The 19,447-nt window shown below is 68.1% G+C and carries 20 protein-coding genes, 1 tRNA gene and 2 pseudogenes; 13 read left to right on the top strand and 10 right to left on the bottom strand.

Features of this window, described 5'->3' with window-relative positions; translation table 11 throughout:
- The 4 genes and pseudogenes from ORI94_RS24710 to ORI94_RS24695 all read left to right on the top strand — a co-directional run.
- Nucleotides 1-114: pseudogene (locus ORI94_RS24710) on the top strand (IS5/IS1182 family transposase); the annotation flags it as partial.
- Between the two features lie 828 nt (nucleotides 115-942).
- Nucleotides 943-1,635, top strand: coding sequence for a hypothetical protein (locus tag ORI94_RS24705; RefSeq protein WP_266079431.1), 693 nt, complete (start codon nucleotides 943-945; stop codon nucleotides 1,633-1,635).
- A gap of 184 nt (nucleotides 1,636-1,819) precedes the next feature.
- On the top strand, nucleotides 1,820-2,011 hold the full coding sequence (locus tag ORI94_RS24700) for an excisionase family DNA-binding protein (RefSeq protein WP_266079428.1): 192 nt from the start codon (nucleotides 1,820-1,822) through the stop codon (nucleotides 2,009-2,011).
- On the top strand, nucleotides 2,011-3,144 hold the full coding sequence (locus ORI94_RS24695; protein ID WP_266079426.1) for a tyrosine-type recombinase/integrase: 1,134 nt from the start codon (nucleotides 2,011-2,013) through the stop codon (nucleotides 3,142-3,144). Before ORI94_RS24700 ends, ORI94_RS24695 begins: the two co-directional genes overlap by 1 nt.
- A 74-nt stretch (nucleotides 3,145-3,218) precedes the next feature.
- Here the strand turns inward: ORI94_RS24695 and ORI94_RS24690 are convergent, their stop codons facing one another.
- Entirely contained in the window at nucleotides 3,219-4,439 is a 1,221-nt protein-coding gene (locus ORI94_RS24690; protein WP_266079424.1) for a lipase family protein, read from the bottom strand.
- Between the two features lie 597 nt (nucleotides 4,440-5,036).
- Between ORI94_RS24690 and ORI94_RS24685 the strand changes: the two genes are divergently transcribed.
- The 3 genes and pseudogenes from ORI94_RS24685 to ORI94_RS24675 all read left to right on the top strand — a co-directional run.
- A complete protein-coding gene (locus tag ORI94_RS24685; RefSeq protein ID WP_266079422.1) occupies nucleotides 5,037-5,405 on the top strand; it encodes a type II toxin-antitoxin system RelE/ParE family toxin in 369 nt (122 codons plus the stop codon).
- On the top strand, nucleotides 5,405-5,728 hold the full coding sequence (locus ORI94_RS24680; protein WP_055593799.1) for a helix-turn-helix domain-containing protein: 324 nt from the start codon (nucleotides 5,405-5,407) through the stop codon (nucleotides 5,726-5,728). Before ORI94_RS24685 ends, ORI94_RS24680 begins: the two co-directional genes overlap by 1 nt.
- A gap of 75 nt (nucleotides 5,729-5,803) precedes the next feature.
- Nucleotides 5,804-6,636, top strand: a pseudogene (locus tag ORI94_RS24675) (IS30 family transposase); the annotation flags it as partial.
- Nucleotides 6,637-7,523: 887 nt separating this feature from the next.
- On the opposite strand, the gene ORI94_RS24670 reads toward ORI94_RS24675, so the two are convergent.
- Entirely contained in the window at nucleotides 7,524-8,315 is a 792-nt protein-coding gene (locus ORI94_RS24670) for a hypothetical protein (RefSeq protein ID WP_266079418.1), read from the bottom strand.
- Complete coding sequence (locus ORI94_RS24665) at nucleotides 8,312-9,169, bottom strand: hypothetical protein (RefSeq protein ID WP_266079416.1); 858 nt, start codon at nucleotides 9,167-9,169, stop codon at nucleotides 8,312-8,314. The genes ORI94_RS24670 and ORI94_RS24665 overlap by 4 nt, the downstream gene beginning before the upstream one ends.
- 216 nt (nucleotides 9,170-9,385) lie before the next feature.
- Here ORI94_RS24665 and ORI94_RS24660 point away from each other — a divergent pair, with 216 nt between their 5' ends.
- From ORI94_RS24660 to ORI94_RS24650, 3 genes are all read left to right on the top strand, one after another.
- A complete protein-coding gene (locus ORI94_RS24660; protein WP_266079414.1) occupies nucleotides 9,386-9,571 on the top strand; it encodes a hypothetical protein in 186 nt (61 codons plus the stop codon).
- A gap of 104 nt (nucleotides 9,572-9,675) precedes the next feature.
- On the top strand, nucleotides 9,676-10,572 hold the full coding sequence (locus tag ORI94_RS24655) for a hypothetical protein (protein ID WP_266079412.1): 897 nt from the start codon (nucleotides 9,676-9,678) through the stop codon (nucleotides 10,570-10,572).
- Nucleotides 10,569-12,437: a sacsin N-terminal ATP-binding-like domain-containing protein gene (locus ORI94_RS24650; RefSeq protein WP_266079410.1), complete on the top strand. Its 1,869-nt coding sequence runs from the start codon at nucleotides 10,569-10,571 to the stop codon at nucleotides 12,435-12,437. Before ORI94_RS24655 ends, ORI94_RS24650 begins: the two co-directional genes overlap by 4 nt.
- A gap of 108 nt (nucleotides 12,438-12,545) precedes the next feature.
- On the opposite strand, the gene ORI94_RS24645 is transcribed toward ORI94_RS24650, so the two are convergent.
- The 3 genes from ORI94_RS24645 to ORI94_RS24635 all read right to left on the bottom strand — a co-directional run bounded on the left by ORI94_RS24645 (nucleotide 12,546) and on the right by ORI94_RS24635 (nucleotide 13,532).
- Nucleotides 12,546-12,992, bottom strand: coding sequence for a hypothetical protein (locus tag ORI94_RS24645; RefSeq protein WP_266079408.1), 447 nt, complete (start codon nucleotides 12,990-12,992; stop codon nucleotides 12,546-12,548).
- On the bottom strand, nucleotides 12,989-13,255 hold the full coding sequence (locus ORI94_RS24640; RefSeq protein ID WP_215213688.1) for a hypothetical protein: 267 nt from the start codon (nucleotides 13,253-13,255) through the stop codon (nucleotides 12,989-12,991). Before ORI94_RS24640 ends, ORI94_RS24645 begins: the two co-directional genes overlap by 4 nt.
- A gap of 204 nt (nucleotides 13,256-13,459) precedes the next feature.
- Nucleotides 13,460-13,532, bottom strand: a tRNA-Arg gene (locus ORI94_RS24635).
- A 453-nt stretch (nucleotides 13,533-13,985) separates the two neighbouring features.
- On the opposite strand from ORI94_RS24635, the gene ORI94_RS24630 reads away from it, so the two are divergent.
- Nucleotides 13,986-14,207 carry a transposase gene (locus ORI94_RS24630; protein ID WP_266079402.1) on the top strand — a complete coding sequence of 74 codons (222 nt, stop codon included), beginning with the start codon at nucleotides 13,986-13,988 and terminating at the stop codon, nucleotides 14,205-14,207.
- 58 nt (nucleotides 14,208-14,265) lie between these two features.
- Here the strand turns inward: ORI94_RS24630 and ORI94_RS24625 are convergent, their stop codons facing one another.
- The gene (locus tag ORI94_RS24625) at nucleotides 14,266-15,117 is read right to left on the bottom strand and encodes a helix-turn-helix transcriptional regulator (RefSeq protein ID WP_266079400.1); all 852 of its coding nucleotides are present in this window, start codon (nucleotides 15,115-15,117) and stop codon (nucleotides 14,266-14,268) included.
- Nucleotides 15,118-15,378: 261 nt separating this feature from the next.
- Between ORI94_RS24625 and ORI94_RS24620 the strand changes: the two genes are divergently transcribed.
- Nucleotides 15,379-15,708: an EthD domain-containing protein gene (locus ORI94_RS24620; RefSeq protein ID WP_266079398.1), complete on the top strand. Its 330-nt coding sequence runs from the start codon at nucleotides 15,379-15,381 to the stop codon at nucleotides 15,706-15,708.
- A gap of 440 nt (nucleotides 15,709-16,148) precedes the next feature.
- On the opposite strand, the gene ORI94_RS24615 is transcribed toward ORI94_RS24620, so the two are convergent.
- From ORI94_RS24615 to ORI94_RS24605, 3 genes are read right to left on the bottom strand one after another with little or no spacing between them, the layout of a single operon-like run.
- Nucleotides 16,149-17,378, bottom strand: a complete 1,230-nt coding sequence (locus ORI94_RS24615) for an MFS transporter (RefSeq protein ID WP_266079396.1) — start codon at nucleotides 17,376-17,378, stop codon at nucleotides 16,149-16,151.
- Complete coding sequence (locus ORI94_RS24610; RefSeq protein ID WP_266079394.1) at nucleotides 17,375-18,772, bottom strand: NAD(P)-binding domain-containing protein; 1,398 nt, start codon at nucleotides 18,770-18,772, stop codon at nucleotides 17,375-17,377. The genes ORI94_RS24615 and ORI94_RS24610 overlap by 4 nt, the downstream gene beginning before the upstream one ends.
- Nucleotides 18,773-18,803: 31 nt before the next feature.
- Nucleotides 18,804-18,974, bottom strand: coding sequence for a hypothetical protein (locus ORI94_RS24605; protein ID WP_266079392.1), 171 nt, complete (start codon nucleotides 18,972-18,974; stop codon nucleotides 18,804-18,806).
- A 74-nt stretch (nucleotides 18,975-19,048) separates the two neighbouring features.
- Between ORI94_RS24605 and ORI94_RS24600 the strand changes: the two genes are divergently transcribed.
- The gene (locus ORI94_RS24600; RefSeq protein ID WP_266079390.1) at nucleotides 19,049-19,423 is read left to right on the top strand and encodes an ArsR/SmtB family transcription factor; all 375 of its coding nucleotides are present in this window, start codon (nucleotides 19,049-19,051) and stop codon (nucleotides 19,421-19,423) included.
- The last annotated feature ends 24 nt before the right edge of the window (nucleotides 19,424-19,447 follow it).

Here is a 19,447-nt window from a genome sequence, read left to right as displayed (position 1 = left end):
TGGCTGGGCGGCTGCCGCCGTTTGCACCGCCGCTACGAACGCAAGGCCGAGCACTTCCTGGCCTTCACCGCCATCGCCTGCAGCCTCATCTGCTACCGCAGACTCTCCAAATGAGACTACTTCTTAGGAGAGAGGCTGGGAAACGAGGGCGCTGACCTGCAGCTTCGATACCTGGGCAGGCTGTCGAGGACTCGACCACGAGGGGCCCCCGTTGTCCGTGGCTGCCCCCTGCATCTGGCACGGCAGTGGCACGAACCTCAGCCGACGACAGTCAGCCACGATGGCGGGTGCGCTGACCGACCACGCACGCGTGTGCCTCGCTGTACCCCCGCCGACCTCAGCCACGCTACCGGGGATATCGTCAACCACAGTCAATTTCAACGGCCGTCCCGTGACGACGAGATTCAGCCAACTTTGTGAGGCAGCTGTCTACTGGGTTTGCCTGCGAAAACGCAAGAAGACCCTCGTTAGTTGGAGCGGGCGTGAGGCTGGTTCAAAGCCTTTGCCTCCAACATGGTCAACTTGTCCAGTGGTTTAGTCACTGCTAGAACGATGCCTCACGATCCGTATCTCGTCGGGGGACATATGAGTAACCAACCGCCTCCATCGGTACCGCCTTCACCGGACACACCCGGGCCGCCGCCGACGCTTGAGCCGCCGCCGACGCCATCCTCTCCTCCGTGGTACCGGAACTCGACCATCATCGCTGCCCTAATCCCAACTTTACTTTTCGGTTCCATAGCGGTATATCAAACCTGGTGGCAGGGGAACTCGGCGGAGACTAGTGCTAATGCCGACCAGGCAGGAAAAGAGCGCGACGAGAGAGAAGATCAAGAAAAGCGGAAGATCGCTTCTGGCCCTCTGGTCTCCGTCACTCCCGGTGAGTCGCCCTCCGTCCCATCAAATTTTGCTTTCCCGGACCGCACCTACGATATTTCCCCCGTGGAGAACGTAACCACGTGGGATGAGAAATTCAATAGCTGGCTAAAAGACAGGGGGGCGCGGCCGATCGGTCTTTACTCCGTGCGGTTCACAGTGAAGGCTCTCAAAGATGAGACCACGATCATCCAAGACTTTCGTCTCAGGGATAGAAACTGCCCTGATGGGGTCGCGAACGCGATCGATGATATTAAGAGGAAAATGCATGGCACTCTAGTCCATCCGCCCGCTGTGGGTGGCCCTGGGGAGGACGTCAAGCGAGATGTTCTTGGCTTCCAGGTCAGCCAGTATGGCGAAACCAGGGCCCGGATTATTGAGCCTGGGTACCCGAAACTCGGAGTGGTTGCACAACGAACGGAAATGGAGGTACTTTTTCGTCACCGATTTTCCTCTAAAGCGGTCACCCTGGAACAGGGCGACGCGCGAACCTTTGATATGTATTTCGTCTCTGAACTCGACTGCACCTTCGGGCTCGAAATGAATGTCACGGCGGGAAATGAGGACACTTGGATTCCGGTCAACATTTCGCCTGCTTGGAGTGAAGGGGAAGGTGCGGCTATTGCGGGTCCTGAGTCAGAGTACGACACGCTGGCTCGTCCTAAAGCTGACGGACCGGGGATGGAGTTGGCGAGAAATGCCACCGGGCAAGGAGCTGTACCCCGTCTGAACATCACTGTTGACGACGTGACGACGTGACGACGTGACGACGTGACGACGTGACGACGTGACGACGTGACGACGTGACGACGTGACGCCATAGAGCCGACTGCCCTCGGTCGCGAGGTACCTCTTCTTTGGCCTCCGGCGGCTGTTTGCTGTCCGCGCGGCACGGGCGCCGGCCGGGCTGGAGCGGGGCGGAGACAGGAGCGCAGGCCCGGCCGTGGCGCAGGTGGCCGAACTCCTCGGCGCCACGGAACGCTTTCCGCGCCGCCTGATCGCCGAGCGACGCATCGTGTTCGTCAAGGTCGGCCGACACGTCCGCATCCCGGAGAGCGCGCTGAGCGCCTTCATCGACGCCAACACGGTGCAGCCGATCGGTGACCGCCGTTGCTCCCTGCGGAGGGCCGCCTGATGGCCAACAAGAGAGGGAAGCGGCGGAACTTCGGCTCGGTTCGGCAGCTTCCGTCCGGCCGCTGGCAGGTCCGCTATCGGGACCCGGAGACGGGGCAGCTGCGTCCGGCGGAGAAGACGTACGAGACCAAGACCGATGCCCAAGTCGCCCTCACGCACATCGAGTCGGACATCGTGCGAGGGCAGTGGTCGAACCCGGACGCCGGGGCGGTGAACTTCGAGGAGTACGCCACCGCCTGGCTGCGGGACCGGAAGCTCGCCGCCCGCACCCGTGAGCGGAACGAATCGGTGATACGGCTGCACATCCTGCCCACCTTCGGAACCGGGAGCGTGGCCGACGTGACGACGGCCCGGGTGCGAAGCTGGCGCGGCAAGCTCCTCGCGGCCGGCGTCGGTGAGCCGACGGTGGTCAAGGCGTACCAACTGCTTCGCGCCCTGATGAACACGGCCGTGGACGACGAGCTGATCCGACGAAACCCGTGCCGCATCAAGGGCGCGGACTGCTACGACGTGCCCGAGCGGCCGGTTCTCACGGTGGCGGAGGTCTTCGCCGTCGCCGACTCCATCGCGCAGCGCTACCGGCTCCTTGTGCTCCTGGCGGCCTTTACCACCCTGCGGTTCGGGGAGCTGGCGGCCCTGCGGCGCCGGGACATCGACCTGGAGGGGCTGACCGTCACCGTGCGCCGCGCTCAGGCCGAGTTGCAGGACGGTCGGCTCTTCGACAAGGCGCCGAGGTCCGCGGCCGGGGTGCGCTCCGTCTCCTTCCCGGCCGAACTGCTCGACGCGGTCGCGCACCACCTGGAGTACTTCGCCGCTCCCGGCCGTGACGGACACGTCTTTGTCGGGCCGCAGGGCGGGCAGTTGCGGCGGAGCAACTTCCGCGACGACTGGGTCAAGGCCCGGAAGACCGCGGGCGTCACGGCGGAGCTGCACTTCCACGACCTTCGGCACACGGGCAACACGCTGGCCTCGACGGCCGGGGCCAGCACGCGAGAGCTGATGACGAGGATGGGTCACAGCAGCTCCCGGGCCGCGTTGATCTACCAGCACATGACCAGCGACCGGGACCGGGCCATCGCTGATCGTCTTGGTGCCATGATTCGCGAGAGTGAGGATGAGGTGCCTCCGGACTAGGACATGTCCGACAGGCGACGAACGGCACGGTCGAGTGCACCCTTCGCTCGACCGGCCGTTGCCGGTGGCGCGCTTCAGCCGTTCTTCGCCGACTCGTCGAAGAACCTGACGATCCGGGGCAGGGCTTGCCGCACCGATCCGTTGTGGTCATATTCGCCGACGTCGGTCAGCCGGTGTGCGGCGCCGTTCCTCGTCAACTGGTCGGCACAGTAGGTCGCGTGACTGATGTCGACGTCCTTGTCGCCCCGGCCGTGGAAGATCTCCACTGGTACGTTCGGCCGCCAGTCGCAGGTGTTGTCCATCGGGCGCAGTTTGTCCTTCAGGACGCCGTCGGGCTTGCGGATCCTGTTCAGGAAGTCCTCGGTGAACAGGTCCTTGGCGAACGCCGGGAGTTTGCCGACGATCTCATCGGGGGTGTGATGGCCGTCGAAGAGACCCTCCACCTCGCTGTCGTAGGGGGAGCGGAAGACGTCGCCGGGTGACGTGTAGAGGCCGTACATCTTGTTCCAGGCGGTGACGAAGTAGGCGAGGTAGATGCCGGATTTGTCGATCTTGTCGTCGGCTGCGGCGGCCTCGAAGGCCGAGAGGTTGTAGGGGCCGCTGACCGGGGCGAGTGCCCCCAGCCGGAAGTAGCGGTCGGCGCCCTCCTGCTGAAGCGCCCGGCCTACCAGCATGGTCGCGGGGCCGCCCTGCGAGAACCCGCTGACCTGGACCTTCCGCTTCAGCTCCCGGCCGCTCCGGTGGGCGAAGGTCCGAGCTGCGCGCAGGCCGTCCACCGAGGCCGCGACGGTGGCCCGAGGGTCACCGTAGGGGTGGAAGCCTTCGCCCGAGCCGAGGCCCACGTAGTCGGGTGCCGAAACGGCCCGCCCGGTCGAAGCGAACAGCAGGGCGACGAGCCGGTCGTTCGACTTCGGATTCTCCGAGGCGACGTCCTTGCGGTAGACGGTGGTGCCGTGCAGCCAGGAGACGGTGGACAGGTGGCGCGCCCCGTTCTTGGGCAGGACGACGAGCTGGCTCGCCGTCGTGGGGGCGCCCGTGCTGTCGGTGGTGCGGTAGGTGACCCGATAGGCGGTCACGCCGTAGCGAACCTGGGAGGAGTCGATCTTTTCCCGGAGTTCCCCGGCCACTTCCTCCGCTGTGAGATCGGCCGCTTGTTCAACGGAGACGACGGCCCCGCCTTGTGCCCGCTCGCTGTGGGAGCCGGCCGCCGCCGAGACCGGAGCCACCAGGGCGGACACACTGCCGAGGGCCGCCGCACCAGCCAGAATCCGGATACTTCTTCGCCGTAAAGTCATGGATGGATCATGCCCGTCGGCCGCTCCGCTGGGACATGGAGCGACCTCCCCGGACCGCAAAGGGGGAAACCCCCTCGGGGCCCGTAGGGGATACCTGATGGTGCGGGGGAGTGGACCGTATTGTTCGGCAGCGGATGGGTCGGGCCGGGGGCGAGGGCCACCAGGGCTTCGTCCGGGGGACGTCGATGGGCGGTGGTGTGCCACGCGGTCCGTCGGACACGCCCTGAGGGATGGTGCCCCAGACCTGGTAGCGCGTAGTGGCACGCGTGTGGCACGACCCCGAACACGACGAAGGGCCAGCCCGGGAGGAAACCCCTCCTGAGCCGGCCCTTCTGGCTGTGCCCCCGGCAGGATTCGAACCTGCGACACCCGCTTTAGGAGTTTTCCCTAGGCGGGGCTGTGGCCTGCGGAAACAGCGGTCTCAGGGTGCCTGACCTGGGAAAACACCCCTCCGTAGTTCTCATGTGTTCGCGAGGCTTCCCGGCCTCATGTGTGCTGAATCCGTTCCGGGCCGACTGCAGGGAGGCCTCTTGTCGCAGGTCGCGGAGGGCCGTGGAGGCTTGCGCTATGCAATTGGAGGTATATACCGTTGATTGCATGACGGAGCGGTGGGAGATCGAGATCGAACCCGAGGTGCGGGATTGGCTGGAGCTGCTTTCGTTTCGCCTCTACCGGCGGGTGGAGGACAAGACGGACCGTCTGCTGGACGAGCCGACGACGCTCGGTGAGCCGTACTCGCGGCACCTGGGCGGCAAGCTGCGTGAGCTGCGCTTCGAGCTGGACGGCGAGGCCGTGCGCATCCCGTACTGGCTCGCTCCCGGGCAGCGGATCGTTCTGCTGACGGTGTTCCGCAAGACGCGGATGCGTGAGGCGGCGGAAGTCGAGCGTGCGCACCAGGCCCAGAAGGTCTGCGAGGCCGAGCATGGTCATGCCCAGTACACCTACGAGCGGCGCAAGGAGAGCTGATGAATCACAGCACGTGGAGGACGCGCCGGGCCCGGCAGCTTGCGGGTGAGGCGGTGGAGTACGACCAGGAGTACGTCGACGCGCGGCTGGCTGGCGACCTCGGGCAGGCGGTCTACGACCGTCGGATCGAGCTCGGCCTGTCCCAGGCCGAGCTGGCCGAGCGGGCTGGGATGACGCAGCCTCAGGTGTCTCGGATGGAGGGCGGCGACACCGTGCCGACGCTTCCGCTGCTGCGTCGCTTGGCCAAGGCCCTGGATGGCACCCTGAACCTGGCCATCGACGAGGGCGACTCCCGTGTCACCTTCACCCCGCACGCCGCTTGAAACCGAACTGCCAAAAGGCCCCGGACCAAGCTTGGGTTCTAGCGATCGTCGCAACACCCCAGTTCAAGGGGTGCGATGTTCGAGATCCGCCAGACCCGGTCGGTGGCTCAGGGGCGTAGGAAGTTGACCCGTGAGCGGGAGGAATACTTCCGGCTCGTGCAGCAAGGCGTGAGTTACACGGAGGCGGCCAGGGTCGTCGGCATCAACCTCCGCACGGGAAAGCGATGGCGCAACGGCCGGAACCCCTCCGGCCGGCAGAAGGCGGCGCCACCGGCCAGACCGGTTCTGCCGCCTTCTGGTGTGTCCCGGTACCTGCGGGAAGCCGACCGGATCTACATCGCCGACCGGCTCCTGGAAAAGGCGACGATCCGGGCGATCGCCGCCGAACTGGGCCGCAGTCCCTCCACCGTCAGCCGGGAGATCCGCCGCAACCGGCATCCCGTCAACGGCCAGTACCGTCCCTTCGCCGCCCAGGCCCGCGCGGATGACCGCCGTCCCCGCCCCAAGCCCCGGAAGATCAGCCAGGACCCCGAGCTGTGGGCCGCCGTCCAGGCAGGTCTTGACGAGCGGTGGAGCCCGGAACAGATCTGTCACGCTCTGCGCAGACAGTTCCCCGACCGGCCGGAGATGCACGTGGTCCACGAAACCGTCTACCAGGCGCTCTACGTGCAAGGACGCGGAGCACTGCGCCGGGAGCTGGCCGGCGCCCTGCGCACCGGACGCGCCCGCCGCAAGCCCCATCGCCGGGCCAACTGCCGACAGCCACGCTTCACCAATCCCATGGTGATGATCAGCGACCGTCCGGCCGAGGCGGACGACCGGGCCGTGCCCGGCCACTGGGAGGCGACCTCATCATCGGCAGGAACAGCGGCTCGGCGATCGGCACCCTCGTCGAACGCAGCACCCGCCAACGGAATATCGATCATGGGCTGTTGTCTGTGCCTGGCTGGGCATATTTTGGGAGCTTGCAGGCTCGCGCCGTGTGGTGGGTGGCGCGATCGGGAGCGGCCGGTGGGGCGTACGCGTCTCCGCTTCCTGGCCGTTAGGCGCCAAGACTCGGTCAAGACGCCCCGCCCCGGGGGCTGAACGCTCCCGGGGCGGTCTACGTTGAACGCAGGGAGGCCCCCACCGATATAGCCGGTGGGGGCCTCCCTGCTCGGGCCGGCCTCCCCGCCGGGCGCCGTGCAGGTAGCCGAGAGGCGCGTCTCAGGCGCGTGGGGAGACGTGCCTGCCCCTCTCGCGAACGCCACTCTACGTGCATGTAGAACGCAGTCCAGTCCCCCGAACGGGTGATCGCGGATCATGATCACGTGGGGATGTGGCATCCATGTGGTATTCGATCATGAAGAAGGCCCCCCGTTCGAATAGAACGAGGGGCCGTTAGCCCTCTGACCTGCTGTGCAGGTGGTGCCCCCGGCAGGATTCGAACCTGCGACACCCGCTTTAGGAGTGGGATCGAATCCTTGCCAGGTGGCGCCAGACACTGCCGCACGGTGCTGTTTTCCCTGGCCGGAACGGCACGACGAGCCACTTGATCCGGCTCATGCCGCCCTGTGTCGGACCGTCCGCTCACGCATCACTCACGCGTGAGGGGTGTTCTGACCAGTGGCGGAGTGGGCACGCGCGGGTCTGTAGCCAGTCTTGTTGGGCTCACGTTCGAGGCCGAGCCCTCTGACGGCCGTCTGGGTCTCACGGTCCGCCTGGGCTGTTGTCGGCCCGCGATCGGAGTGTCAGGTTCCGCCCGTGTCGACCTCGACCCTCCCGGCCGCCCGTTCAAAGGCCAAGACTTTTTGTCTCATGCTTCCGTCCGATGGACCTGGGCGGTCACGGTTGCGGCCTCGGCCACCTGATCGGTGTGGGCCGGCGCCTCCCGAAGAGAGCTGACGGTGGCTGTGGGGTGGATCAGGGAGGTAGCGCCCGCGAGTTCGTGGAGAAGCGCTGCACGGTCCTCCGGGAGAGGGGGCTCCTGCAGTGCCCGGCACAGGACGCGACGGGCAGTCTCCGGAGCGCCCGCGCGAAGGTGCTCACGGGCGGCTTCCCGTAGGCGCGCGACCACTTCGGGATCGCCTTCGCCGGGAACCTCCAACAAGTGTCGGGCAGCGGCAGTGGCGCCGAGACCCGCCGCATAGACGACCTCCGAGGCCCTGAAGTGCATGGCGATCCGCAGAGCTGGCGGGATGGTTCGGTAGATCGTCGTGGCGATGAGTGGATGGACGAATTCGAGGCCACCACCGGGTTCGTCGCTCTCGGTGAGAACGCGAGCGCCGCGCAGTGTTTCGGCCGCCTCGGCGGCCTCCTCGGCGCCCAGCGCAGCGATGGCGGCCACGAGCTCCGCCGAGTGGGACGCACCCATGACAGCGGCGGCCCACACGTAGCGGGCGGTGGCTGTGCCGAGTTGCTCCAGCCGCTCCATCAGTCCGGAGCCGGCAGCATGAGAGGGCCGACGGCTTACGTCTGCCGAGAGGGGAGGCGCTTCGGTACGTACGTGCGGGGCCCCCAGGCTGGAGGCTTCGAGCAGGGAGGTGAAGTCGTCGTGAGCGTCGGCCGCAGCGGAATTGTCACCGGTGTCGTTCTGCCGGACGGTCATAGCGCGCCTTCCTCCCACAGTTCGAGCTGCGGTTCAAGGATCGTGCGAACTCGGGCCCGAGTACGGCTGATTCGCCTTTCCAGGGCCTTCTCCGTCAGCCCGACCTGCTCGGCGGCCTCTGCTTGGGTGTAGCCCAGGGCACGCCAGTAGAAGCCAGCCCGGACTTGGGGGTCGGGGATGTACAGAAGCGTTCGCTTGAGTGCGTCGTGGGTGGCTGCGGCGTAGTAGGGATCAGCGACCCGCTGGGCAGGGATTGTCCTTCGCATCTCGATGTGCATGTCGTGATCAGCATGGTTGCCCAGTTCGGCTTCCCGGGTCTGCTGGTTCCCGAACCAGCGCAGATAGACAGGGCGGAAGGCGCGGATCGATGCTCCGACGAAATAGGTGCTCAGACTGGCGCCTTTGTCAGGGCTCCACCTGCCCTGGACCAATCCGTACTCATGGAACAGGGCATGGCCGTTGATCACTGCCTCCGTGGCAATGCCGTGACGGTCATCCAGGGTCCACGTCGTCGTGATCAGGTTCGGGGAGATGGGACGGTGGGCGCGAGAGCACTGGTGGAAGATCTCGCCACTATTGATCCACTTCATCACGGCACGCCAGCCGTAGTCCATCCAGCGGCTGACTGCCGTCTGGTACCGCGGCCCTTCGAAGCAGTCGTCGCGCAGGACTTCGAAGAGGCGCCGGTCATTCTTCAGCCGGGCGGCCCGGCATGTGTTGTCCTCCTGCACAGGCAGATAGCCGACCAGCGTGGCTTCCAGGCCAACCAGATCGGTTTCTGGTAGTTCCTCCTCCCGTTGATCATCGTGTGGGGCGCCCTCGGAGGCGGAGTCCTCGCTGCTCTCGTCCGGCACGTTCGCTCCTTGCGTCGCTGTGGTCCACGGCTCGCCGGTTACTGCCTGCCGCACGAGGTCCTAGACGTGGCGCGCACGCCTCCCCCCGGGCCCCACCGGGGTTTCTGCCGTCGTCACCTCGATTGAGCTCATGCCGGGGGATGTGGGCGGGGCGGCCGCTACAGCATCAACGACCCGGCCTGCGGACCGGCTTTCCCTTCACTTGAGGAGCTGACGTTGAACAACGAGAACAAGCCGCTACTCAGCTTGCGGACGGCCATCATCATGCTGCTCGGCGTGCTCAGCGGACTGGGTGCGGGCACCCTGACCGTGCTGGCCGGTGGGGTTGTCGCCAGCGGCATCCTCACGGGTGGGGCCGCTTTCACCGCCGCTGTCCTTTTCTTCCACACGATCATCGCGTGAGCGAGACGGGGTGACACGTGGCCGAGTTGAGCGTCTATCGTCTGCACGTCACCCGCATATCTAGGCTGACCTGTGAAGATGCACGTGGGAGGGGCGAGTCGTCGATGGGTAAGAAGATCGAGGAACTCGAAGTGGAGGTCGACGAGTTGGCTCTGTCACTCGTCGGATGGCAGGTCGAGAACGTGCGGGCGCGGCTTGTCACGGACAGCTTCGACGACGAGCACTTTCAGGAGATCGTCGTATCGGGCACGGCGCGGTTCCTGCGTGAGGACTGGTCCGACCGTTTCAAGCGGGGCGAGGACGACGACTACCCACCCACCCTTCTCCTGGGGCTGAGCCCGGTGGACCGCCCGGAGTTGGTCAGCTACACGCATGCCCTGCTGGAGACGATCAAGAAGGCCGGGAAGCGGCCGGTGCGGTTCTCCAAGTCCAGCAGCACTTGGGAGTGCTCCAAGCCAGTCAAGCCCGAGCAGATCAGGCTCCAGGTGACCTCCTTCGACCTGAGCGAGACCGACCTCGACCTGGTCTGGCCCTCGTCGAAGACGAAGCCGCTGCCCGTCGAGCTGATCGACGAGACGGTTCATGAGGCCGTGCTGCTGAAGCCCACAACCTGTGACGCGACGATCGTCGGCAAGAAGCGCGAGGGCTCCTTGCAGATACGCCTCGGTGGGTTCGCCGAGTTCGGATCGGCCAGAGAGCTGCTGGCTGACTTCTTCGCCATGGAGCCGTGGCGGGGCGAGCTCGGCGACGATGACGACGTCGAGGACGAGTGTCCCTTCGAGGTCTCCATGCCCGGGATCTCCGTCGAGGTGCTGGACGGTGCGGACTTCCTGCTCGACAAGTGGGAGACGGCGCTGTACGGGCGGGTTCCCGTGGGGGAGGGCGCCGCGCTGCCGTCGCGTCAGCCGCGCTGGATCACCCAGTGCTCGTTCGACCTGGACGACCTGTCCGGTGAGCCGACCCGCGTCGTGGTGCGGGTGCTGGACGCGGAGGACCTGTGACCGGCCTGATGGCGGCGGTCGCCGCCTTGCAGGAGACCCTCGTACGCGAGCATGCGCAGGCACCGGGGCTCTTCCGCGAGATCGCGCGGATGGAGGAGCTGCTCGCCGACACCTACCGTGACCGGGTGCCGTACGAACTGCTCCAGAACTCCGACGACGCCGGCTCCACGTTTGTGATCGTCGAGGACCTGGGGGAGGGCCGGTTCCGCTGGAGCAATGACGGCCGGTCCCTGGACGGGGCGGACGTGGAGGCGCTGTGTCGCAGCGCCAACTCAACCAAGTCGCGCGGCGGTGACTCGATCGGGTACCGGGGCATCGGTTTCAAGTCGCTCGCGGCGATCGCGTCCCGGATCGAAGTCCGTTCGGCGGGCGTGCGTTTCGCGTTCGACAGGACGGCCGCCGCGACGCTGCTCGGTGAGCCGGGCGAGAACGCGGTGCCGCTGATCCGGATACCCGCCGAGGTGCACACAGACGCGGCCGCCGAAGGCGTGGCCTTCACCGTCCTGTGCCGGCCGGATGCCATGGGAGCACCGAGAGCGATCGACCCGCTCAGCGCGCTTTTCCTGCGTAACGTGACACGGATCCGGACGTCGAGCGCGACCGCACAACAGGACATCGTCATCGAACGGGACACCTCGCGGGTCGTGCTGCGCGTCGATGGGGACGAGGCAGCGTTCGGTCTGCTGCGGCACGGTGCGGCGACGGTGGCGGTGCCGCTCGACGCACGCGCTCTCGCCCTGACGGGCGTACGCGGCCGTCTGGCGTGCTTCCTGCCGCTCCAGGACGAGGTGGGACTGCCCGTCATCGTCTCAGGCGACATCCTCACCGATCCATCCCGCACCCACGCGGTGACGGCGGACGAGTCGACCCGCCGCGTGCTCGTCGACGCGGCCCGGGCGATCACGGACCGGCTGCGCTCGCCCGGCGACCCGGCGTTCGAGCGGCTGTGGCAGTTGGTCCTGGATGGCGAGGACCTGCGCAGCGTGATGGTCTCGACCACCGCGTCCGTCGGCAAGTTGCTCGTGACCTCGCTGAGAGAGGAGATGACCGCACGGCGGCCGTCGTTCGCCCACTCGCCACTTCCGCTGGAGCTTCAGGACGTGGCCGTCGTCTTTCCCGGTGGCGCCCCCTCGGCGCTCTACGAGCCGCGCAACCAGACCGCGGCCCGGGCGCTGAAGGCAGTACTGGGCCTGCGCAGCATCGACCTCGCCGCTGCCCTGGCCGAGGTGGACCCGGCCGTGCTGTCCGACGCGCTGCGCTCGCGGCTCGGTGAGCATTTCAAGGAACTCGCCCGCGCGCACGGCCGCAAGCTCACCGAGGCGGAGAGCAGGCTCGTACACGAGGCCGCACCGCAGGAGGAGACGCCCGCCGTCCCGGACCCGGCCGACAAAATCCGTGTGACGAAGGCGGCCCCTCCCTCCGACGGCTCTCTGGCGTCCGTACTGAAGCGATGGAGGGTGGCGGAGCTCGCCGCGAAGGAATACCTCAACCAGCTCGGTTGGACGCTGCGCGATGTCAGTGGACAGAACGTCGGCTACGACCTTGAGGGAACGGATCCGCAGGGCGGGCCCGTACGGATCGAGGTCAAGAAGGTGGACCGGCCCGATGCACGGTTCGCCATGACCAACAACGAGATGTCTCTCATGCTGATGGAACCGGGTGGCTATCTGCTCGCCATCGTGGTCGGCGACGGCCGCCACGCCCGGCTGATGCTGCTCGATCCCTCGCGGGACGACCTTCCCAAGGAGCGTGTCTGCCGCCGCTGGGACTGGGAGTTCACCGACTGGTCACGGTTCGCCGAGACGGTCGCCAGCGGTGACGGCCGGAGGCCGGACAGGGGCTACCGGCCACCGGGTTGCGCCTGAATACGTGCGGTGAATGTTGTCCGACGAGGGCGACGAGAGCATGGGACGAGGGCATGGGCTGCTTGGGGAGCCGGCGAGTGGCCGGGGTGAGGCGCGGGCGGCGTCTCGTCAGACCTTCTCGACTCGTACGGAGTGTCCCGCGAGGAGTTGAGTCATGTCGTCAGTGTCGGAGGTGAAGACGGTTGCCTGGGCTCCCCGCGCGGATTCGCGCCCGGCCACAGCTGCCAGAATGGCGTCGATGGCGTACTTGTGCCCATGCAGGCCAGCTGACTTCAGCATGTCGCGCGCCAGGGTGATCCCCTGGTCGTCCGTATGCACGACGCGGATCCGGGACAGTGTCCAGTCCCACAGTGCCTGCCTCGGCGTTTCGCGAGGGTCCCACGCCTCCAAGGTCGTGAGCGCCGACGTGACGATCGGGATGTCGAGCCGCGGAGCGGTCTTGATCAGCGCAGTCATCTCCCGATCGCCTTGGACCGCCTTGGAGAGAGCCTCGGAGTCGAACACGAAGACGCGCTGCCGCGGCCGGTGCAGCTTCGCTCGGACGGTGCGGCTCACGCGGCCTCGTCCGAATGCGATCGCTGCTCGTCATGCCAGCTGTCGATAGCGGCGATGCGGTCCAGCGCTGCTTGCTGTTCGTCGTCCGTCACGGCGCCGTGCTCCTCTTCGAGGCGTTCGGCCAACTCGCGCAGTCGGTCCATGGCGTCCTGGTGAGCGGCGGCGGCGGCGATGTAGCCGGATACCCCGCGCGCGTCGACGCGCTCCTTGATCGATTCCACCAGCTCTTCCGGCACGGTGATGGTGATCTTCCGAGTTGCCATACTTTAAGTATGTCATGTGCTGTGTGGTGTGGCCGGCCCTTCGGAGCGCAGGGAGGGAGATACTCGCCCGACGCTGACCCGGTGGGTGGCATTTCGAGAGGCCGACTCCCCGCCCGCTCACGCAAACGGCCCCGGACGAGGAGTCCGAGGCCGGCCAAAGCCCTTCCTGGGGAAGAAACCCCAGGTCAGAGCGGTAACGCGTTGTGCCCCCGGCAGGATTCGAACCTGCGACACCCGCTTTAGGAGAGCGGTGCTCTATCCCCTGAGCTACGAAGGCGGGGATCTGTCGGAAAACGTGTCTGAGAGTCTGCCGAGGTAGGCGGACGCTCAGGCTTGCTCAATGACAGGTCGTGGTGGCGGCCCGTGAGGGCGTAGCCACCGCGGTCAGTGTAGCGGGTGGTGCCAGATCCGAGGACGGAGAGATGTGTGGACCGGCTCAGGCCGCCGGCGCGTGGGTGATCTTGGCTCGGGCGACGGAGTTGCCGAGCCAGGCGTGGCCGATGTGGATCAGCAGGGCCGCATTGGCTCCGTAGGCAGGGACTGAGCGACTCTGTCGGGGATCTTGAGGTTCTGCGGACAGGGGCGTTGATGGTTCGGGATGCTCCGGCTGGTGCGGTGCAGTCCTGTCCTTGTGAGGTGACCAGTGTCCGTTCGTCCTCGGTCCGGGGTGGTAGTGCCAGAGCTCACGGCTCGGACGGCTCGTGCGAGCAATCCTCGTGGGACCACCGCCATGTGGGTACGTGATCACCTCGACGGGCTGTGGAGTGACGAGGACTTTCCGTCCTGGTATCCACGTGACGGACGCCCCGGGCTGTCGCCGGCCCAACTGGCCACGGTCTGCGTGCTGCAGTTCCTGCTCAACCTCTCCGACCGGCAGGCGGCCGAGGCGGTGCGGTGCCGGATCGACCCTCAAGATTCCCGACAGAGTCACTCACTGAGCGCCAGGCGCTGAAGAACGAGGTTGCCTGCCCCTCCACCATGGCACACGAAGATCATTCCGCGAGGACTCCTCAGCCGGACACATCCATGCGCTGTGTGCCGATGACCGACAGCAGCCGCAGCGCCTCCTGCGCGGGAGAGCCGGGCTCGACCGTGAAGAGCACGATCTGCTGGTCCCGGCCGGCGATGTCGAGGAAGGTGCAGTTGAGGGCGATGGGACCGATCAGCGGGTGATCGACGGTCTTGAGCAGGGTGGGCTCGGGGCGCACGTCGTGCGCGGCCCACAGCCGGGCGAACTCCGCGCTGCCGGCGAGGAGGTCGCCCACCAGAGTGGCCACCTCGCGGTCGTCGGGGTAGCGAGCGGCGGCGGCGCGCAGGCGCCGGACCGCGGCGCGGGCGAACGCCTCCGCGTCGAACGGGTCGTACAGCGGCCGCTCCCGCGACCGCGGTGCGAGGTAGGCACGGCGCACGAGGTTGCGCTCGCGCCGGGGTAGGGGGGAAAAGTCCTCCAGGAGGGCGGCGGCCAGATCGTTCCAGGCGATCACCTCGTAGGTCGCGGAGAGCACGATCGCCGCGGTGTGCGGCAGCCGCCGCAACAGGTCGAGGATGCTTTGCGGCACTTCGTGTGAGGGCCCGGCTGGCGGGCTGGACGGCGCGCCGGCGAGGTGGTGCAGATGGTCGCGCTCGGCGTCCGACAGGCGCAGGGCTCGGGCCAGGCCAGCGAGTACCTCGCGCGAGGGGCGCGGACCGCGGGCCTGCTCGAGGCGCGTGTAGTACTCGGTCGAAATGAACGCCAGCTGCGCCACCTCCTCGCGGCGCAGCCCCGGTGTGCGGCGGCGCGGCCCGGCGGGCAGACCCACGTCGGCAGGGATGATGTGCTCGCGCCTGCCACGCAGAAAGCCGGCCAGCTCTTGTCTGTCCATACCTCCAGTGTGCGTGGGTGCTGCGGAGCCGATCCAGGCACCGGCGGTACCTGGATCGGCTCCGCAACCCGGGCGCAGACTTGCTGCCATGGACAACGCGCAGATCACCGATACCGCAGTCCCCGCCGCCGAGGGCCTGCCGCCAACGGTGGTGTGCACCCGACCGGTCCCGGCGCGCGTATCGGCGCATTCCCTGGCTGGTGATACCGGGTCGGCGAATCATCACTCATCGAACAGAAACGGACAGGCATCATGATCAAAATGGTCCTCACCTTGAAGCGTCGCGAGGGCATGACTCATGACGAGTTCACCCACTACCAGCGGAACATCCACAGGCCGCTCCTCATGTCCATCCCGGAGGCGCAGCAGTACATCCGCCGCTTCGTGGTGTCGTATCCCGTCCCCGCGCCGAACTATCCCGAACCGGACTACGACTCGGTGGTCGAGACATGGTTCGACACGATGGACGACCTCAACGCGCTCTTCTTCTGCGAGAACTGGCTGAAGACCGTCGACCCGGACCACAAAAACTTCGTCGACCTGAACAGCTTTGGAAGCATCATCTCCAAAGAGGAGGTCGTCGTCGGCTGAGAGCCCGGCACCGAGTTCGCCACGGCCTCCACCGAGAGCCGGGCAGGACCAGTAGGCCCGGCCTGGGTGGAGGCCCGGCCCGCTGCGCTCACCGCGTCTCGTGCACCGGCTCGCGCACATCCTTGTCCAGATCACCGCGCAAGGTCACGATGCGCACGCCGTCGGCCGTGAAGAAGATGGCTGTCGAGGGATCGGGCCGGGCTGGATGACAAGCATGCGAAGCCTCTGGTGGAGACGGTTCTCTTGGTCGAAGACCCATCTATCAGAGGCTTCGTTTGTCTGTCAGCCCAACTGACTGGCTTTCATGGGAGGTTGGAAAGGGCTCACTGTCTTGTGGGGGCAGCTCTGGTCGAAGCGGGAATGCTGGGACTCGCTTGCGCGTGCGTCCGGCCGCGGTGTTCGTCGTGCCGCGTCCGTTCGTATTCCGGGGCTCGGCCCGTTCAGCGAGCGGGGCGGGGGCGTACGACCGTGCCGAGGGCGATGACGGAGGCCAGCAGGGACAGGCCGGCCAGTACGCCGAACATCTGCGGGTATCCGCCCATGGGCAGGGTGAGGGCGGCTCCGGCGAACGGTGCCAGTGCGGCGGCCGCTGTGGCGGGGGCGGCGAGGAGGCCGGACAGCCGGCCGTAGTGGCTGGTACCCCAACGGTCGGTCACCGCGGTGGCCTGGAGCAGGGTGAGGTTGCCCCGGACCGTTCCGGCCGCGACCGACAGGACGACCAGCAGGGCGTACGGGCCGGGGGCGAGCGCCAGGGCGGCCGTGGTGACACCGCCGAGTGCGATCAGGGCGCTCGTGCGGGGGGTCGGGCGAGTGCGGCGGGCGAGGGCGGCGTACAGGGTGCGGCCCAGCGTCTGGCCGGCGCCGCCGAGGCCGAGGGCCCAGGCGGCCTGGGCGGTCGTGTAGCCCCGTTCGAGCAGCAGCGGGACCAGGGCGATGACGACGGCGTACATCGCGAACGCCGAGAGGGTCAGCGCTGCGGCCAGCATCCAGAAGGGGCGGGTGCGCTCCGCCGGGGCAGACCCCTGCTCGACGTGGGCGGGCGGCGGTGGCGCATCCGGCCAGGGTGCCTTCAGGGCCAAGGCGTGCGCCGGGATCGTGATCGCGGCCAGGACCGCGGCCAGTGCCACGTAGGTCATGCGCCAGGACAGGTGGCCGGCGAGGGCAGCGGTCACGGGGGCGAAGACGGTGGAGGCGAGGCCGCCGGCGAGGGTCACGATGGTCAGGGCGCGCAGGTGGTCGGGGGCCCACCAGCGGGTGAGGGCGGCAAAGGCGGGCTGGTAGAAGGTGGCCGCCATGGCGAGTCCGGCGAGTAGCCACCCGACGGCGAAGACAGCGATGCCGGGGGCGGCTGCCACGACCAGGAGGCTCAGGGTGCCGAGCACCGAGCCGGTGGTCATGAGGGCGCGCGGCCCGCGGTGATCGAGCAGGCGGCCCACACGGATGCCGGCGAAGGCCGAGACGAGGAGTGCCGCGGAGAACGCGGCTGTGGTCATACCCGTGGACCACCCGGTGTCGGCGGTGATCTGGGGGTTCAGGACGGGGAAGGCGTAGTAGACGATGCCCCAGCTGGTGATCTGTGTCACCCCGGGGGGGGGCTGGGCGGCGCGGGCCCGCCCCCGGCCCCCTGTGCGGGGCGCGGCCCCGCTGCCGCGGGTGTTGAGGTCGGTCACGAGCCGCAGCAGCCGCCCGCCGGAGCCTCCTCGACGGTCACCGTTGCCGCCGCGGGCGCGCCGAGCCGGACGAGCTGGGGTTCCGGCGCGGCGCAGCAGCCGCCGCCGTCGGCCTGCTGGGTGTCGGGGGCGTCGAACAGGCCCGCGCCGCCGCAGACTCCGGTTTCGGGAAGGGTGAGTTCGACGCGGTCGGCGGCGTCGAGGTCGCCGGCGATGGCCGCGGCGACGGAGCGGACCTGCTCGTAGCCGGTCATGGCGAGGAAGGTCGGGGCGCGGCCGTAGGACTTCATGCCGACCAGGTAGACGCCCTGCTCGGGGTGGGACAGTTCGCGGTGGCCGTGCGGGTAGACGGTGCCGCAGGAGTGCTGGTTGGGGTCGATCAGCGGGGCCAGCTCGGCCGGGGCCTGGAGTCGCTCGTCCAGGTTCAGGCGGACCTCGGACAGGAAGGACAGGTCGGGGCGGAACCCGGTCAGCACGATCACCTCGTCCACCGGCTCCAGCCGCCGCCCGTCCTCGTCCACCAGCACCAGGCGACCGTCGCCGTCGCGCTCGAACGCCTCGGTGCGGAAGCCCGTGACCGCGTCGGCGTGGCCGTCGTCGACGGCGGCCTTCGCCGCCAGGCCCAGCGCGCCGCGGGCGGGCAGCTGGTCGGCGGTGCCGCCGCCGAAGGTGGAGCCGGAGATGCCCCGGCGCAGGATCCACACCGCGTGCGTGCCCGTGCCGTCCTCGGACTCGGCCAGGTCGGCGAGGTAGGCCAGCGCGGTGAAGGCGGAGGCGCCGGAGCCGATCACGGCGGTGCGCCTGCCCGCGTAGCGGGCGCGGACGGCGGGGTCCTTCAGGTCGGGGACGCGGTAGGTGATTTGGTCGGCCGCCGCCTTCTCGCCGAGTGCGGGCAGCCCGCTGCCGCCCGCCGGGGACGGAGTGGTCCAGGTGCCGGAGGCGTCGAGCACCGCGCGGGCGAGGATCCGCTCCTCGCGGCCGTCGGCGCGGGCGACGTGCACGACGAAGGGCTGGGCCCCGCGGTCGGCGTCGACGATCCGGTCACGGCCGGCCCGGGAGACGCCGGTGACCGTGGCGCCGGTGCGGACCCGCTCGCCGAGGGCATCGGCGAGCGGCTGCAGGTACCGCTCCGCCCAGTCGCCGCCGGACGGGTACGTCGCCGGGTCGGGCCTGGTCCAGCCGGTCGGGGCGAGGAGCTTCTCGGCGGCCGGGTCGACGACCTCGCCCCAGGTGGAGAACAGGCGTACATGGCTCCATTCGCGGACGGCCGCGCCGGCACGGTCGCCCGCTTCCAGAACGAGGGGCTCGATGCCGCGCGCGACGAGGTGGGCGGCGGCGGCGAGTCCGGCGGGGCCGGCTCCGATGACGACGACGGGGAGCTGCTGGGTGCTCATGATGCTCGGTCTCCTCGAGGGGCGAAGGGGTTCAGTGCGCGCGGGTGAAGGCGGTCAGCTGGATGTGCTGCCGGAATTCTTCCGCTCGGGCGGCGCTGCCGCTGACCCGGGCACAGGTGTCACGGAACCTGACACCGGTCGGATGGCGGGCGGCGTGGCGGGCGCGGGCTGCGGTGAGCGCGGTACGGAGAGCGGCGGTCACGACGACTCCTTGCTTCGATGTCTGTCGATGCATTGGAGCTTGCCAGCTGTATTGACGAGTGTCAACATAGGTGCATGTCGAAGTCGGAGGTTGTGGAGCTGCCCGTCCTCCAGGAGGACGGTGCGGTGCCGTGCTGCCCGCCGCTCGCGGCCAGGGAGCCGGCCCCGGCGGACGCGGAGAAGACGGCCGCCATGTTCAAGGCCCTGTCGGACCCGGTGCGTCTGCGACTGTTCTCCGAGATCGCCTCCCACCCGGGCGGGGAGGCGTGCGTGTGCGACATCTCCGACGTCGGCGTCTCCCCGCCGACCGTCTCCCACCACCTGGGAAAGCTGCGTGAGGCGGGCCTGCTGACCTCCGAGCGGCGCGGCACCCGGGTCCACTACCAGGCCGCCCCGCCCGTGGTGGCCGCCATGTCCGCCATGTCCGCCATGTTCGATCTGCGCGGCTGACCACCGTCGCCGGGACGGCGGCGG

Origin of the sequence: Streptomyces sp. NEAU-W12 (genome assembly GCF_026242095.1) — a bacterium.
GTDB lineage: Bacteria > Actinomycetota > Actinomycetes > Streptomycetales > Streptomycetaceae > Streptomyces.
Note: the sequence above shows the minus strand (reverse complement) of the source record. Positions and strands in the feature narration are given on the sequence as shown.